Consider the following 15,530-nt stretch of genomic DNA (forward strand, 5'->3'; position numbering starts at 1 on the left):
GGTTTTTCCCGCTTTGATCAAGCCGCGACATTCGTTGGTCACCGCCTTATCCGGCTCGAATCTAGGACCGAAGGCCACCGAAGGTGGCTGACGCGATCAGCGCAGAAGGAAGGTCACTGCGATGGGAACCAGAAGCGACGTGACAAGCGCGTTCAGCCCCATGGCAATCCCGGAGAAAACGCCAGCCAGCTCGTCGACTTGAAACGCTCGTGCTGTGCCGATGCCATGTGCGGCGATGCCGACTGCGAACCCGCGTGCGCGAAAATCGGTAATTGCGGCCCGATTCATGAGCGGCGTGACGATGATCGCACCCAAGATTCCAGTGAGAACAACCGAGATAGCGGTGAGAGACGGGTCAGCGTGTAGGGATTCACTGATACCCATCGCCACGCCGGCTGTAACTGATTTCGGCGAAAGAGATAGGATGATCGCTCGAGGTAGACCAAAGGCCTCGGCGAACAATACGACAGTAACGATCGCTGTGACTGATCCAACGACAAGCGAAATCACCATTGGCAGGAGCGCGGCGGCGACGCGTGCGCGGTTATCGTAGAGGGGAATCGCAAGCGCTACCGTCGCTGGCCCAAGAAGAAAGTGCACGAACTGGGCGCCGGCGAAGTATGTGGTGTACGGAGTGTCCGTAATGATCAAGACTGCTCCGATGATCCAGATCGAGTGCAAAACAGGATTTGCCAGCGGGTGCCGGTTTGTCGCAAGCGAGAAAGCATCTGCGATCCCATAGACCGAGAGCGTCCCAGTGAGCCAAACCAAAGGTGACTGCGACAGATAAACCCACAGCGAGAATGAGTTTTCACTCATGGCTCTGTCTGGCTTTTCGAGAGAAGACGGCTGACCGCCAGAAAGGTGGCGACCGTCGCGAGCAGAGTGATCACCACTGATGCCGACAACGTCACTAAAATTGCGGCGCCGTGCTCGACAATCAAGTCAAGCTTCTTCACGATGCCTACGCCCGCAGGAATGAACATGAGAGATAGATGGGCGAGCAGGCCGCGCCCGGTTCTCTCAACTGCCTCGTTTCGCAATGGGCCACGGTTGAGGGCGGTGAAATGATCGCGAGCCAAGAGAAGCAAGAGCAGGATTGCCATGCCGAGCACCGGTCCGGGCATCGGCAGTCCAAGGCTGCGCACGAGTACTTCGCCTGCCAACTGGCAAAGTAGAATCAGGCTCAGACCTGCGATCATGTCAGGCGTCCACCGCAGGACGAATTAGCCTCAAAAAGGCTCGCATGAGCGCTTTGCCAGCAACGCGAATCGGAGGCCGGTGTGCGGCGAAGCCGTCTCCTAGAGATATTGGGCCGGAACTTTGCCTGAATCGACCTTGTCACAAGCGCTACGCCGCGGGAATCTTTAGGGAAGACATGAAGTGCTCCATGTTCGCCTCCACGCTTTCCCGACTAAGCATGCCGGTCTTCTGATCGCGGATCATTGCATACATCTTTTCATGTAGGCCCACCGCGCGGTAGCGTCCGCTGACCTCCAGCGATTTGCGGATCCAGGGCGCCACCATGTTCAAAACGAAATCGGCGATCACAACGATGAGTTTATTGCCCGCTGCCGTATAGACTGCGCGGTGGAAATCGAGATCGGCTTCCAGCAATTTGTCAATCGGCGAATTTGGATCGTCTGACAGAGCCTTCAATCTATCGATGCTTTCTCGCATGACGGCGAGATCGCGTTCGGTGCGTCTTATCGAAGCCAGCTCTGCGCAATTGCGGTCGAAAATGTACCGGAGCTCCATCAGCATTTCGGGGGTCGAATCCTGAAGATAGAGCTGAAACATCATCAACGGCATCACAGCGGTGCCTTCATCCTTACGGATGTAGTTGCCATGCCCATGCCGGGTCTCAATGAGTCCTGAGACTGCAAGCGTCTTCATCGCCTCGCGAATGGGGGTACGGCTGATGCCAAGCTTCTCTGCCAGTTCCTTTTCATTGGGCAACTTGTCCCCGGGACTTAGGTTACCGTTGGCGATCTCACCCGTGATGTAGTTCAACGCGACTTCGACACGCGTGGGTAGTTTTTTGGTTTCCATCCGCTCCATCGGTCGCTCGCACTCTATTTTTTCGCCGTCGCCGCGGGGAAAGCCAACACATAAGCCGCCCCGCGACCAGGCGAAACAAACGAACATCCACAAGGTAGGAGGTATGATCTCTGTTGACAACAGGTATAAGGTATGACCTCATATCTCTACGCAGGCGCGATGAAGACGCCGCGGGAGGAAACCGATGCTTTTGTCGACCGGGTCAAAACCGGAAGGCCGTGAAAGGGACGTCGTCCTTGGGCCGCTAGACGAGCCGCTGTTGGTGGCGGAGGGAATCGCGAAGTCTTTCAATGGTGTTCCTGCCCTTCGCGATGGGCGGCTCGTCGTCAAGCGCGGAACCGTTCACGCGCTCTGCGGCGGTAACGGCGCCGGCAAGTCCACTTTCCTGAACATCGTAATGGGTTTGCTGCACCGCGACGAAGGCAGCATCCGTATTGACGGGGTGGCCGTCGATTTCAGGAGTGCCGCGGATGCTTTGCGACATGGCGTGACCATCATCACCCAGGAATTGTCTCCGGTTCCCGAGATGACGGTGGCCGAGAACATCTACTTGGGGAGAGAGCCGAAGATCGGGGGTCTTGTGGTGGACTTCCCGAAGATGAGGCAGGCCGCCAAGAGGCTTCTGGATGACCTCGAGTTCGATGTGCCGGTTGGCGCGCGCATGCGAGACTTGAGCTTGGCACAGATCCAGCTCGTCGAGATTGCGAAGGCCCTTAGCCACCGCGCGGACATCGTCATTATGGACGAGCCGACCTCGGCCATCGGCGAGCACGAGGTACACATCCTCTTCAATGCTCTGAAACGGATAAAAGCGCGTGGATCCGCGATCATCTACGTCTCGCACAAGCTGACCGAGATTTTCGAGATCGCCGACGAATACACGGTTTTCCGCGATGGACGATTCATCGAGAGCGGGGCAATTTCCGCGATCGATCGCAATCACCTCGTGACTCAGATCGTCGGCCACGAGATCAAGACGGTCGAAAAGGGCAAGCCCAACGAAGGCGCGCCAATCCTGCTCGAGGTGCGCTCCTTGTCGCGCGGACCTCACTTCAAGAACATCTCTGTGACCGTCGCTGCAGGAGAAGTCCTGGGCATCTACGGCTTGCTTGGCTCAGGTCGGACTGAATTCTTGGAGACGATCTTTGGCATCTACGCGCCGACCGCCGGCGACGTCTTCCTTGATGGGAGAAGGGTCGATCCGGGTAATCCGAAGAAGTGCATCCAACAAGGCATGGCTATGATTCCCGAGGATCGGAAGGATACCGGCCTCGTTCTTTGCGCGTCCATCGCACACAATATTGCCTTGTCATCGCTAACACTCCGTGCCGTCGCCGGATTTGTCCGCCGCAAGGCGGAGGCAGTCGCAACTGATCGGATGATGCGGCTACATCGGATCAAGGCGGCATCTCCAAATGTCGCTGTCGAGACGCTTAGCGGCGGAAACCAGCAGAAAGTGGTTTTCGCACGCTGTCTGCTAACCAATCCGCGCCTTTTGATATGCGACGAGCCAACACGTGGAATCGACGAGGGCTCAAAGCAGGAGATCTATGCCTTTCTCCGCGCGTTCGCGGCCAAGGGAAACGGTGTGCTCGTCGTGTCATCTGAGGCACCGGAGATTCTCCAAGTCAGCGATCGAATTGCCGTGTTTCGGCAAGGACGACTTGATCACGTTGTCGACGGGCATGCGACGACACAACAAATGCTGACAGATCTCGCCAGTTAGACGGATCGGCTGTTCAAGAATTGGCGTGCGCATGCGATCCAAGCAAGGAGTGGATATGGTGGCCAACGTAGTAAGCAACGCCGCGACGGGTCCCCGATCCAAAAGCATCGCTGCAATAGGACCGTACCTGAAATCGTTCAGTATCGTCATTGTGTTCCTGGTCATTTCGGCGTTCTTCGCGGTGGCCAACGAGTACTTCATGACATGGTTGAATTGGGTAAACCTGCTGCGGCAATCATCGATCAACGGCATATTGGCGATCGGAGTGACCTTCGTCATCCTCACAAAGGGCATTGATCTTTCCGTCGGCTCAGTGATGGCCCTCGCCGGCATGATTGCTGCCAGCCTTGTGACCTCGACCAACCAGCACTTCGTTCTCTGGGCGATTATAGCCGGCTTGGGAACGGGAGCGGCGTTGGGTCTCCTGAACGGCGTCATTGTAACGGCCTTCAATGTCCCGCCTTTCGTTGCCACCCTCGGAATGCTGAGCATGGCGCGCGGCCTGACACTGATCTTCTCCGAGGGGCGTCCTATCCCCAACCTCTCCGAGTCGTATCGCTGGATCGGCGGCGGCAGCGTTGCTGGCGTTCCTGTGCCGGTCTTGATTCTGTTTCTTGTGTTCGCCATCGGATGGATCGTTCTCTCATACACGACGTTCGGGCGCTACGTGTACGCCGTGGGAGGAAACGACAAAGCCGCTAGGACGAGCGGCATCTCCACGCGCGGCGTCATTGCCTCCACCTACGTTATCTCGGGACTTCTCGCTGGACTCGCTGGTCTCGTGCTTACTTCCCGTACGACTGCCGCACTTCCACAGGCGGGCATCGGTTACGAACTCGATGCGATTGCGGCCGTGGTGATCGGCGGGACTAGCCTTGCAGGAGGACGCGGCTCGCTAGTCGGGACGTTGTTCGGCGCACTCATCATCGGGACGATCAACAACGGCATGGATCTGATGGGCGTGTCTTCCTACTACCAGCAGCTTCTCAAGGGCGCGATCATTGTCGTCGCCGTGATGCTTGACCAATTTCGCAAGTGACACCTGCGAAGACCATTACAGACGAAGACAACGGCTGTAACGCCCCGCATGGGCGGACTAGGTGACTGACCACATCAATCGGAGGAGACGATGAAGGTTACGCGTAGATCAACGATGGCGAGTTTCGCCGCCGCTGCAATCATCCTATCGACCGGGACGGCCTTTGCTCAAAGCAAGACACGGATTGCCGCCTTATCGTTCGGAGAATCCGGCGAGTACATGAAGGCCTGGTCCAGCGAAATTCAGAGCCACCCGGCAGTCAAGGACGGTTCTGTCGCAGTCACGATCTTTGACGGCAAGTACGATCCTCTTGTCCAAGCGAACCAGATCGATACGGCCATTACTCAAAAGTTCGATGCAATCATCATGTCGCCGTTCGATCTCCAGGCCTCCGCGCCCGCAATCGATAAGGCCGTCGCTGCCGGCATTCCGGTGATCGTATCGGCCCTGAAAACCGCATCAAAGAACTACACCGCATCGATCATCGTCAACGACACGGAAGGAGGGCGTATCATCGGGGACCAGTTGGGCAAGCTACTCCCGAATGGTGGAAACGTGGTGCTGATGGAAGGCCCCATTGGTCAATCGGCGCAGATCGAGCGCAAGGCTGGCATCGATGCCGGTTTGGCTAAGTTCCCGAAGCTTAAGTTGATTGCCAGCAAGTCGGGCAACTGGAGCCGCGCCGAGGGGCAGTCGCTCATGGAGAATTGGTTGCTCGCCCATCCTGGCCAGATCAATGCCGTACTCGCCGAAAATGACGAGATGGCACTGGGCGCGATCGAGGCGATGAAGAGTGCAAAAGTCGACTTCAAGTCCGTTCCGGTGCTTGCAATCGATGGCATCCCGGACGGAAAGCGCGCAGTCCAGAAAGGCGAAATGACAGTGACGCTCTACAAGTACGCCCGTGCTGAGGGTCAGGGCGCCGTCGATCTCGCCCTGCATGCCGTCAAGGGGGACAGCTACAAGCCCCGCTCCGAGGTCTGGGATTCCTTGATGGAGTGGAAAGGCGGCACTCAGAAGGACTACGTCGTTCCCTGGCTGATCTTGGATTCCTCGAACGTCGCAAAATACATGTGATGCACATCGTGCGCACGCGGTGAACGACCGCGTGCGCACTGATCTTTAGGCGGGATAGTTGAATATGACGACTCTGCAAAAGAGAGCGCTTCCAAACGGACGCGTGAATTTGACTTCGCTTGGGCTCGGCACATCGCCATTGGGCGGGTGTGGTGTTCCAGTAAGCTTCGAGACTTTTGAGGCTGTCATCCTTAAGGCTTACGAGCAGGGCGTACGTTATTTCGATGTTGCGCCGCTCTATGGTCTCGGGAAATCGGAGCATTTCCTCGGCCACGTCCTTCGTGTTCACGGTCTTCGCCCGGAGGTCATGGTAAGCACCAAGGCGGGTCGGCTGTTGAAGCCGGCAAGCCGTTCAAAGCGAGCGGAAAGTCTCTACGGGATCAATTGGGTGGATCCGCTGCCCTTCGTCGACGAATACGACTACACTTACGACGGCATCATGCGGTCGTTCGAGGATAGTCAGCAGCGCCTCGGTCTCGACCACATCGACATTCTTTTCCTGCACGACGTCAGCGGAGTCTGGCACCAGGAGAAGTATCCCCTTTATCTGCGACAACTGCGCGAGAGCGGGTACCGCGCCTGCGACGAACTCCGTCGCTCGGGAGCGGTCAAGGCGATCGGCCTCGGTGTAAACGAGACGGCTTCGGTGCTCGAAGTAGCCGCCGAATTCAATCTCGACTGTTCGCTCGTCGCTGGACGTTACACGCTTCTCAATCATGCGCCACTGACTGACTTCTTTCCCGAGGCCCAACGTCGCTGCATAGGTATTATCGCAGGCGGTGTCTACAATTCGGGGATCCTCGCGGAGGGCAGTCGGGGTAACGCGTTAACGCGGACCTATGACTATCAGACGGCTCCCGAATCCATCGTACAGCGCGTGACGGCGCTGGAAGCTGTTTGTGAACGTCATAACGTCGCGCTCGCCAATGCGGCTTCCCAGTTCGTCTATGCGCATCCGGCCGTGACATCGGTGGTTCAGGGCGCGCTCACGCCAGCACATGTGGAGCAAAACGTCGCCTCTATAGCGGCGCCAATTCCTCAGGCCTTCTGGATGGAGCTCAGGAGCGAAGGTCTGATCCCCAAAGAAGCCCCGCTGCCGGATCAGGGCTCCGTGGCTCTGTCCAGCTAAATTATCCAAGACAAGCAAGGAGAAGAGCGATGCTTCCGCTCAATAAGCGAACTCTCGGCCGCACCAAAGTATCCGTCACATCCGCAGGGCTCGGGACGGTGCCTCTTTCGGGATTCAATGTCGGAGTGCCCTATTCCGAATTCGAAGCCGTTGTTAGGGCAGCCTTCGATCTCGGGGTTCGCTATTTCGATTGCGCGCCGATGTACGGTCTCGGAAAGGCCGAGCATTTCCTTGGCCGTGCTCTCCGCGATCTGCGCATTCGCGATCAGGTTGTCGTGAGCACCAAGTGCGGCCGCGTGCTCAAGCCCGCAAGCCGAACACCGAAACTCGACACGGTGTACGGCATCGAATGGGTTGATCCATACCCGTTTCGCGATACCTATGACTACACATATGACGGTGTGATGCGCTCGTTCGAGGACAGTCAGCAGCGTTTGGGTCTTGATTATATCGATGTGCTTCTGGTCCATGACGTCGGGCGCGCATGGCATGGCGATCAAGCAGAATTTTACTGGAACCAACTCCGCGAGAGCGGATACCGTGCTCTCGATGAGCTGAAGAGTTCGGGGGCTATCGGTGCGGTGGGGTTGGGGGTCAATGAGACCGACTCGGTCATCGAAGTCGCCCGCGAATTCCCAATTGACTGCGCGTTGATCGCCGGTCGATATACGCTTCTCAACCATGCGCCACTCGATGGGCACTTCGAGGAACTGCGAACTCGCAATGTCTCGGTGATCGCAGGCGGCATCTACAATTCGGGCATCCTGGCCGCTGGCTCGAAGGCGCCCTCGACTTATGACTATCAGAAGGTCCCGAGCGCTATACTGGAGCGCGTCCGGTCAATCGAGAAAGTTTGCGAACGACACAATGTTGATTTGCCGACCGTTGCGACGCAGTTCGTGCAAGCGCATCCGGCCGTGGCCACCGTTGTTCAGGGCGCGAAGTCGATAGGCGAGATCACCCAGAACGTCGACGCTGTGTCGGCGCGGATACCGGCTGCTCTCTGGCAGGACTTGAGGAATTTCAGCCTGATCCCATCAAATGCTCCGGTTCCCGAAGACGGGCATTCCTCGTGAGCGGGTTTGTGGGCGTACAGTTCCGTGCCGACGATCCCTTCGAAGGCATTGCGCCTGGTTCAGCGGTCGCTGAATACGATACCGTCATCGGGCCTGTCATTCGCTATCTGCGCGATATCGTGGCTGACCGCTCTGTTCGTCTTCTCGCAAACTTTATCGGGATGTCGCATCTGGAGGACGTAAACAGGCCAGACGCCGGCGATTCGGATCATGTGCACGATGTTCTTGCGGCGGTTCGGGTACCGCTGCAGCGGCGGCACGAGCATCATCATGTCAAGCAGGCGGCGCATCTGTTGCTGCCGCGGGCGGCCCCCTTGGCTCCGCATCGACGCACGAGCGAAACGCGTTTGCTGTCAAAGGCCTGGGGCCATCTGCGTCGGGCGAGCCCGATGGTGAGCAGCGGCTTGATCGACCTGCGGCAGTGCTGTGGCCAACTCAAGCTTGGTGCTGACCTTCTGATTGGAGCCTCCGAATGACGCGATATGCGATCACTGTGCTCGAATACGCCGCAAGCCCCAAACATCCGATAAGTGGAGTCATATACGGCCGGCACAACAGCGGAAGCATGAATCTGCCGTTTGCCTATGTGCTGCTGCGCAGCAGCGACACGGTCGCGTTGGTTGACACTGGTTACGATCAGTCGGATCTCGGAGGCGAGATCGCCAATTCGATCGGCGTCACCGGCTGGACCCCCCCTTCTGAGGTCCTGGGGGCCGTTGGCCTTCGTCCCGAGGATGTGCAGCACGTGTTCCTTACACACGCTCATTTCGACCACATGGGCGGATTGGATTACTTCCCGAACGCCAAGTTCTACATCCAGAAGCGTGAGATCGAGAGCTGGGTCTGGGCCATGTCCAAGGGACGTCGTTTTCGATCCCTACTCGGCGGCATCAATCCAGCCGATATCTTGAAACTCGTGGATCTCGGACTGAAGAACCGGCTGGTCGTGCTGGACGGTGCGTCGCACGACGTCCTGCCAAATATCGATCTTCTTCCCGCCTTCGACACGCACACGGCTGGTTCGCAATACGTTGTGGTCCGCAACGGCGGAAGCGTCGAGGACCGATGGATCCTGACCGGAGACGTTGTCTACACGTACGAAAACCTGCACGGAGGCAACCAGGATGATCCATGCTTCGTGCCGCCGGGACTTGCGACGGGAAGTCAGACCAATCTAATTCTCACGGCGGAAGAAATGCTCGCCAGCGTCGGCGGCGACATGCTGAGGCTCGTACCCGTCCACGAGGAAAAGCTCAAAGACCACTTCCCGTCCCGGGTGAGCGATCGCGGACTTCGAATTACCGATATCGCGACACTTTGAAACGGCTCAGGGACTAACAAGCCAGCAAGGGTATCGCTCATGGATTACATGCGTTTGGGCCGCTCGGGCCTCAAAATTTCGCGGATCGTACTAGGTTGTATGAGTTACGGAGTAGGAGATCGAGGGAACCATCCCTGGACACTCGGTGAGAGCGAAAGTCGGCCGTTCATACAGAAGGCTCTCGACTGCGGCATCAATTGCTTCGATACAGCTAACGTATACTCAGACGGTACGAGCGAGGAGATCGTCGGCAAAATTCTAACGGAAATGGTGCCGCGAGACGAGATTGTGATCGCTACGAAGGTCTACGGTCGTATGCGGCCAGGGCCAAATGGGGTGGGTCTTTCGCGAAAGGCAATTCTAGCCGAAGCGGAGGCCAGTCTCCGCAGGCTCGGCACCGACTATATCGATCTCTACCAGATCCATTTTTGGGACAACGACACGCCAATCGATGAAACGCTCGAAGCGTTGAACGATCTCGTGCGCGGCGGTAAGGTCCGGTACATCGGCGCCAGCAACGCCTATGCTTGGCAATTTGCCAAAGCTCTCTATCGGGCCGACGCCAACTCTTGGGCACGCTTCGTGTCGATGCAATGTCACCTGAATCTCCTCTATCGAGAGGAGGAACGAGAGATGCTGCCGCTTTGTCGCGACGAAGGCATCGGTGTGATCGCTTTTAGTCCGCTGGCTCGCGGACGCCTTACCCGCCCCTGGACTGAGAAAAGTGCCCGTTCCGAGACGGACAACATAACGTCCCAGTTCTATGGACACGCCGAAGCGGCCGACCGGAGTATCGTCGACGTGCTGTCCGACATCGCAACGGAGCGTCGGGTAGCACCAGCGCATGTAGCTCTCGCCTGGGTGGCGGGAAAACATGGCGTAACGGCGCCGATCATCGGCGCAACGAAGCCTCAGCACTTGGACGATGCAGTTGCGGCCTTAGGTCTGAAGCTGACGTCCGAGGAAATTGCGCGGCTCGAAGAGCGCTATGTGCCTCACAAAGTTGTCGGCTTGAAGTGAGATAAAACCGAATCCAACGTCGAGGGAAGCGATCGGCAGATCAGAAGCAAAGCGATAAAAAAGTGCCGGGATCGACGAGATCCCGGCACAGTCAGGGAGAGCCCTCGGAACAGCGGAGCGAGGCTGGTCGTTCGCTTTAAGTCAGTGGTCTGCGGCTGAAGACGAGCAACAGGAGCGGCTTCAAGAGATCTCAAGCATCTCCCGGACGTCGTCAGGAGACGCAATCTCGCGACCGCAACCCGTTGCGATGACGCATGTCCGACGGACGAGCTCCTCGTTAGTCGGACAGCCATATTCGATATAGGGATAGTCGCCGATGCCCGGAGCGATGTTGCCGCCGCGCCTGGCCACTCCTTCGCACATAGCCAACAAGTTTCCGCCAACGATGTTGGCAGTCCAACTGTGGCGAGCATGCTTCGGTAAAAACGGCAAGAATGCATCCAGCCCTTCGATCGTGCCGGGATGGCCTGTAAGATAGGGGCCGTCGGTCATGTTGAGCAGGAAATAACCCGGTTCTGCTACAAGTCCCATTTCCATAAATGCGATCGCACGACGAACAAACCCGATCGACCAGCAGGTCATCTTTGGCTTTACGCCGGCGGACTTGAGAGAGCGAAAATAGTGCTCCACGGCGGAAGTGCGGTTTTCATAGATGCGATCGGAGTGTTCGAACATGAGATTGTTGCGATCGAACACGTCAAGATTGCTACTTCCGGTATCGATTGGGACAATATCGGGTTTGGTCTCCGGATCTTTGGCAAGCTCAAGAATGCAATTAATGCGCGCGTTCGGGTCAGTGTCGTTGGCAAAAAAGCCAAGCGTCGGCAGTATCAGTATGTCGCATTTCTTCCTGACTTTGCGAATGATCTCGGCGTTCTTCTCAGCCGTGTGAAGGGGCGCACCATCATCAGCTCGGGCGTGAAAATGCAGGATCGACGCGCCGGCCTCGCGACAGCGGGCCGCCGTTTCGGCTATTTCATCCGCCGTCCATGGCACGTGTGGGTTTCCATCCCGCATCGCGTATTCGTTCACGCGAGCTTCGACGATCATCTTTCTCAGCATTTGTTCTCTCGCGAGGTGCCGGCGGTGCTCGAGATCTCGTTCACGGCTGCCTTCCTCGGATGGATCAGCCATGGACGAGTTTCCGCAAGCAAGACTATGGCTCCGACGCAGAATGCCCAAACGACTTTTAGCAGCCCCCTTGTGACAAAAGCTCACAATGGCTAAACTTTGAGCTTTCGGGGTATCGGATGGTGCGTCCCAGGCCTTCGCTCAATGCGCTGCGTGCCTTCGAGGCAACGGCGAGATTGCGCAGCATGACTGCGGCGTCGCTCGAATTGTCTGTCACGCACGGGGCGATCAGCCGCCACATCCGATCGCTCGAGGAATTGCTTGGCGTACCGCTCCTGGTGCGAGGGTCGTCCTCCACAGATCCGACGCCGGAAGGGGTTCGCCTGGCGGAAGGACTGTCCGGCGCATTCAGCCTCATTGACGCTAGCGTAGAGCAGATCTTACCGGGACCACTGACGGTTTCATGTTCCGCCACCATCATGATGTATTGGCTGATTCCCCGCCTTGCGGCCTTTCACGAAGCTCATAGGGGCATCGATCTCCAGTTCAATCTGAACTACGATCAAGTGGATTTCATCCGTGACAAGGTCAGTATCGCCATCCGTTCCAGTACCATCGCGCCGCCGCGAGAGGTAGTTCTCAAGGAGCTTGCGCGAGAGTGGATTTCCCCGGTTTGCGCAGCTTCCTACGCAAAGGCCAACAACATCCAGGATCCGAACGATATCGCAGGTTGCCGTTTGTTGGGTACGCGGACGCGCCCCGAGGCGTGGGCAGATTGGCTCGATGAAATGCGGTTGAAGCAAGATATCCGCATTCAAGAGTCCTATGATCATTTCTATCTTCTCATCCAGGCAGCGCTATGCGGACTTGGGTTGGCGCTGGTCCCGACGATGTTCGTCCTTGAGGAGATCCACAGTGGACGACTGGTTGCCCCCTTCGGGAGCATCCCAGGTAAACGCACTTTGATGCTCTGGACGGCGCCGCATGTCGCAACTCGCCCCGAGAGCAGGGCGGTCTCCCAATGGCTTGCGCGCGAAATGTCGGCGACGGTGAAGAGCTGTGCAATGCTGGCTAGCGCTGGGGCCTAGAGAGGCGCGTCCGAAGCCTCCCAGAACTCGGCGCTCTGTGAGTTTTCCTCACAGGTCGCTTCACGAATATCGTTTGCCGTCAGGCCGTAGCCGGAGTGAAGATATCGTCATCCATCATCCGAAACGCTTCTTCAGTCGTACGGATGAATGAGACGAACTCCGGGAAGAAACGCAGCAGGGCGTCACAATGCGCAGCGACAATCCGCGATCCGAATTCACGGCGCGTTACCTGGTCGAGACTGGCGATAGTCTCGAGAGGGCGGCGGAAGTCATCGCGGGAGAGCAGTCGAGCGGGACATTTCTCTCCTTGCCCGGCGAAACGGACGAACTGAAGAAGAGGTCGCGCGCACGGGTGGTACGGGTAACCGAACTGCCATCCGTCGACACTCCGACCTTGCGTAGCGCCTTCGTCGAGCGGAGGCAGAAATCAAAGGCGTTTCGGCGCGGCGAGATCGAAATCGCGTTTCCGATCGATAACGTAGGCCGCAATATCCCGACGCTATTAGCGACAATTGCAGGCAATCTATTCGAGCTCGGCGAGACCACAGGGCTTCGGCTCCTCGATATAGGCCTGCCGGACGGCTACGCAGCCACTTTCCCCGGCCCGAAGTTCGGCGTTGATGGCACCCGGCGGCTGGCCGGCGTTTTTGGTCGGCCGCTCATCGGTACTATCTTGAAGCCAAGTATTGGCATGTCTCCGTCCGAGACTTCCTCGCTGGTCGACAAGATCTGCGAAGCCGACATCGATTTTCTCAAGGATGACGAGTTAATCGCAGACCCGCCTTACGCGCCGTTCGAAGAGCGTTTGAAGGCGGTTTTTCCTGTGATCGAAAGGCATGCCGACCGGTTGGGGCGTAAGCCAATGTACGCGATCAACATCAGTGGTTCGATCGACGACATGCGACGTCGCCATGATTTGGTGTTACAGGCCGGCGGAACGTGCGTGATGGTCAGCGTCAATTGGTGCGGCTTCTCCGCGATTGAACACCTGCGAACATATACTGATCTTCCAATTCATGGCCATCGCAATGGATGGGGTTTATTTACCCGCCATCCATGGCTGGGCTTCGATTTCCTGGCATTTCAAAAACTGTGGCGACTGACGGGCGTCGATCATCTGCACGTCAATGGCCTCAGGAGCAAATTCTGGGAGCCGGATGATTCTGTCATCCAGTCCGCAAGCTCATGTCTCGCCGCGTTTTCTGGTGTCAAACCGATGATGCCTGTCTTCTCTTCAGGGCAGTGGGCGGGGCAAGCCGGAGACACATTCGAGCGTCTTGGAAGTGTAGACCTCATGCATCTCGCCGGCGGTGGAATCATGGGGCATCCCGGCGGTATCGCTGACGGGGTTTTGAGCTTGCGCGAAGCCTGGGAAGCGGCGGCCCAGGGTATACCCGTGGCCGAATACGCAAAATCACATGCGGCGCTTCAACTCGCGCTGTCCAAGTTCGGGGGCGCATCGTGACGCAACCTCGCTATCGGTTGGCATTCTATGGCGACGACTTTACTGGATCGACGGATGCCCTTGAAGTCGTCGCATTTGCTGGGCTCCGCGCTGCTCTCTTTCTCCGGCCTCCAAGCCCTGACGTCTTGAAGCATTTCGGGGACATCGACGTGGTCGGCCTTGCCGGTGTGAGCCGCAGCATGTCCCCCCGGGAGATGAACGAGCATCTGGAAAAGGATCTACGCTACCTTGCATCTCTCCGTGCACCGATCGTGCACTACAAGGTATGCTCAACCTTTGACAGCTCGCCGGAGATTGGCAGCATCGGTCGGGTGATCGAAATCGCGAAGTCTATCTTCGGTGACCCAGTTCCGATCGTTGGTGGCACGCCATCGCTCCAAAGATATTGCATCTTTGGAAATCTGTTTGCCCGATCGGGAACCGATGGGAATGTCTATCGCATCGATAGGCATCCGGTCATGAGCGTTCACCCCGTGACGCCCATGAATGAAAGCGATCTGGCCCTTCACATTGCCCGGCAGGCAACTCTCAGAATCGAAAAGCTGACGTATCCCTTCTTAGACCAAGGTCATGACGCGGCCGCTCGGCAGTTCAATGATTTGACTGAGGGTGGGGCCGACGCCATCCTGCTGGACTCCGCGAATGCGTCCCAGCTTACGCAGGTCGGCCGACTTCTCACTGAATGGGCTGGGATTAGCGGAAGCGCATTTGTGATTGGACCGTCGGGTGTGGAGTATGCCCTGACGCAATGGTGGCAGGAGGCCGGTGAGATTCCTCCCGCCTCCAGCACCTACGGCAACCCGGCTTCGGTCGATCAGGTCCTGGCCGTGTCAGGTAGTGCCTCGCCCGTGACAGCGCTACAGATCAATGCCGCCGTGCGGGCTGGATTCGCAGAGGTACCACTCGACGCTGCTGCTCTACTCGATGATAGCCGACATGAGACAGCCGCGAGGCAAGTCGTCGAACGTACCGTCGCGCTGCTCAAGGAAGGCCGCAGCGTCATATTACACACCGCTCGTGGTCCCGATGATCCGCGCATCGCAAGGATGATCGATATGCTGGTTAGCGGCGGCATGTCACGAGAATTGGCCAAGCATGAAGGTGGCAGAGACCTTGGCCGGAAGATGGGGCAGCTCGTCAGTGACATCCTTGAGATGGTACCCTTAAACAGATTGCTGTTATCAGGAGGCGATACGTCGAGCCAGGTTGCACAGCTATTGGACATCGATGCTCTTGAAATTGATTCTCGCGTAAGCCCCGGCGTCCCACTCTGCCGAGCGAGATCAATCCGCGGACGTCTGGACGGGCTTCAGATTGCATTCAAAGGCGGCCAACTGGGCGACGAAGAGTTCTTCAAGCGCGGATGGCTGGGCCGGGTTTGATAAGAACGCAAAAGAGAAGATGCCGATGCGTGTCCGAACGATCGCTTCAGGCGGCGCAGCCGTGCAGGAGGGCCC

General features: G+C 57.6%; 15 protein-coding genes. 11 read left to right on the forward strand and 4 right to left on the reverse strand.

The genetic code is table 11. The features are described 5' to 3' along the window. Positions 1-96: 96 nt before the first annotated feature. From ACVIIW_RS17170 to ACVIIW_RS17180, 3 genes are all read right to left on the reverse strand, one after another. Positions 97-819: an LrgB family protein gene (locus tag ACVIIW_RS17170; RefSeq protein WP_456701797.1), complete on the reverse strand. Its 723-nt coding sequence runs from the start codon at positions 817-819 to the stop codon at positions 97-99. Further along, positions 816-1,202, reverse strand: a complete 387-nt coding sequence (locus ACVIIW_RS17175) for a CidA/LrgA family protein (RefSeq protein ID WP_456701798.1) — start codon at positions 1,200-1,202, stop codon at positions 816-818. Before ACVIIW_RS17175 ends, ACVIIW_RS17170 begins: the two co-directional genes overlap by 4 nt. 148 nt (positions 1,203-1,350) lie before the next feature. Beyond that, entirely contained in the window at positions 1,351-2,061 is a 711-nt protein-coding gene (locus tag ACVIIW_RS17180; protein WP_456701799.1) for a FadR/GntR family transcriptional regulator, read from the reverse strand. Between the two features lie 184 nt (positions 2,062-2,245). Between ACVIIW_RS17180 and ACVIIW_RS17185 the strand changes: the two genes are divergently transcribed. The 8 genes from ACVIIW_RS17185 (at position 2,246) to ACVIIW_RS17220 (ending at position 10,449) form a co-directional block, all read left to right on the forward strand. Then, the gene (locus ACVIIW_RS17185; RefSeq protein WP_456701800.1) at positions 2,246-3,787 is read left to right on the forward strand and encodes a sugar ABC transporter ATP-binding protein; all 1,542 of its coding nucleotides are present in this window, start codon (positions 2,246-2,248) and stop codon (positions 3,785-3,787) included. Between the two features lie 55 nt (positions 3,788-3,842). Further along, complete coding sequence (locus ACVIIW_RS17190) at positions 3,843-4,826, forward strand: ABC transporter permease (RefSeq protein WP_456701801.1); 984 nt, start codon at positions 3,843-3,845, stop codon at positions 4,824-4,826. Between the two features lie 90 nt (positions 4,827-4,916). Then, positions 4,917-5,903 (forward strand): substrate-binding domain-containing protein, encoded by a 987-nt coding sequence (locus tag ACVIIW_RS17195; RefSeq protein WP_456701802.1) that lies wholly within the window; start codon positions 4,917-4,919, stop codon positions 5,901-5,903. Positions 5,904-5,967: 64 nt separating this feature from the next. After that, positions 5,968-7,032 (forward strand): aldo/keto reductase, encoded by a 1,065-nt coding sequence (locus ACVIIW_RS17200; RefSeq protein ID WP_456701803.1) that lies wholly within the window; start codon positions 5,968-5,970, stop codon positions 7,030-7,032. Between the two features lie 29 nt (positions 7,033-7,061). Then, positions 7,062-8,108 carry an aldo/keto reductase gene (locus tag ACVIIW_RS17205; RefSeq protein ID WP_456701804.1) on the forward strand — a complete coding sequence of 349 codons (1,047 nt, stop codon included), beginning with the start codon at positions 7,062-7,064 and terminating at the stop codon, positions 8,106-8,108. Then, a complete protein-coding gene (locus ACVIIW_RS17210; RefSeq protein ID WP_456701805.1) occupies positions 8,105-8,584 on the forward strand; it encodes a hypothetical protein in 480 nt (159 codons plus the stop codon). Before ACVIIW_RS17205 ends, ACVIIW_RS17210 begins: the two co-directional genes overlap by 4 nt. Further along, entirely contained in the window at positions 8,581-9,429 is an 849-nt protein-coding gene (locus tag ACVIIW_RS17215) for an N-acyl homoserine lactonase family protein (protein WP_456701806.1), read from the forward strand. Before ACVIIW_RS17210 ends, ACVIIW_RS17215 begins: the two co-directional genes overlap by 4 nt. A 39-nt stretch (positions 9,430-9,468) precedes the next feature. After that, positions 9,469-10,449 carry an aldo/keto reductase gene (locus ACVIIW_RS17220; RefSeq protein WP_456701807.1) on the forward strand — a complete coding sequence of 327 codons (981 nt, stop codon included), beginning with the start codon at positions 9,469-9,471 and terminating at the stop codon, positions 10,447-10,449. Between the two features lie 180 nt (positions 10,450-10,629). Here the strand turns inward: ACVIIW_RS17220 and ACVIIW_RS17225 are convergent, their stop codons facing one another. Next, positions 10,630-11,583 (reverse strand): 3-keto-5-aminohexanoate cleavage protein, encoded by a 954-nt coding sequence (locus ACVIIW_RS17225; RefSeq protein ID WP_456701808.1) that lies wholly within the window; start codon positions 11,581-11,583, stop codon positions 10,630-10,632. A gap of 116 nt (positions 11,584-11,699) precedes the next feature. Here ACVIIW_RS17225 and ACVIIW_RS17230 point away from each other — a divergent pair, with 116 nt between their 5' ends. The 3 genes from ACVIIW_RS17230 to ACVIIW_RS17240 all read left to right on the forward strand — a co-directional run bounded on the left by ACVIIW_RS17230 (position 11,700) and on the right by ACVIIW_RS17240 (position 15,455). Continuing rightward, entirely contained in the window at positions 11,700-12,608 is a 909-nt protein-coding gene (locus ACVIIW_RS17230) for a LysR substrate-binding domain-containing protein (RefSeq protein ID WP_456701809.1), read from the forward strand. Between the two features lie 187 nt (positions 12,609-12,795). Beyond that, on the forward strand, positions 12,796-14,073 hold the full coding sequence (locus ACVIIW_RS17235) for a ribulose-bisphosphate carboxylase large subunit family protein (RefSeq protein WP_456701810.1): 1,278 nt from the start codon (positions 12,796-12,798) through the stop codon (positions 14,071-14,073). Continuing rightward, positions 14,070-15,455, forward strand: coding sequence for a four-carbon acid sugar kinase family protein (locus ACVIIW_RS17240; RefSeq protein WP_456701811.1), 1,386 nt, complete (start codon positions 14,070-14,072; stop codon positions 15,453-15,455). Before ACVIIW_RS17235 ends, ACVIIW_RS17240 begins: the two co-directional genes overlap by 4 nt. Positions 15,456-15,530 lie beyond the last annotated feature (75 nt).

Source organism: Bradyrhizobium sp. USDA 4449 (genome assembly GCF_054056275.1).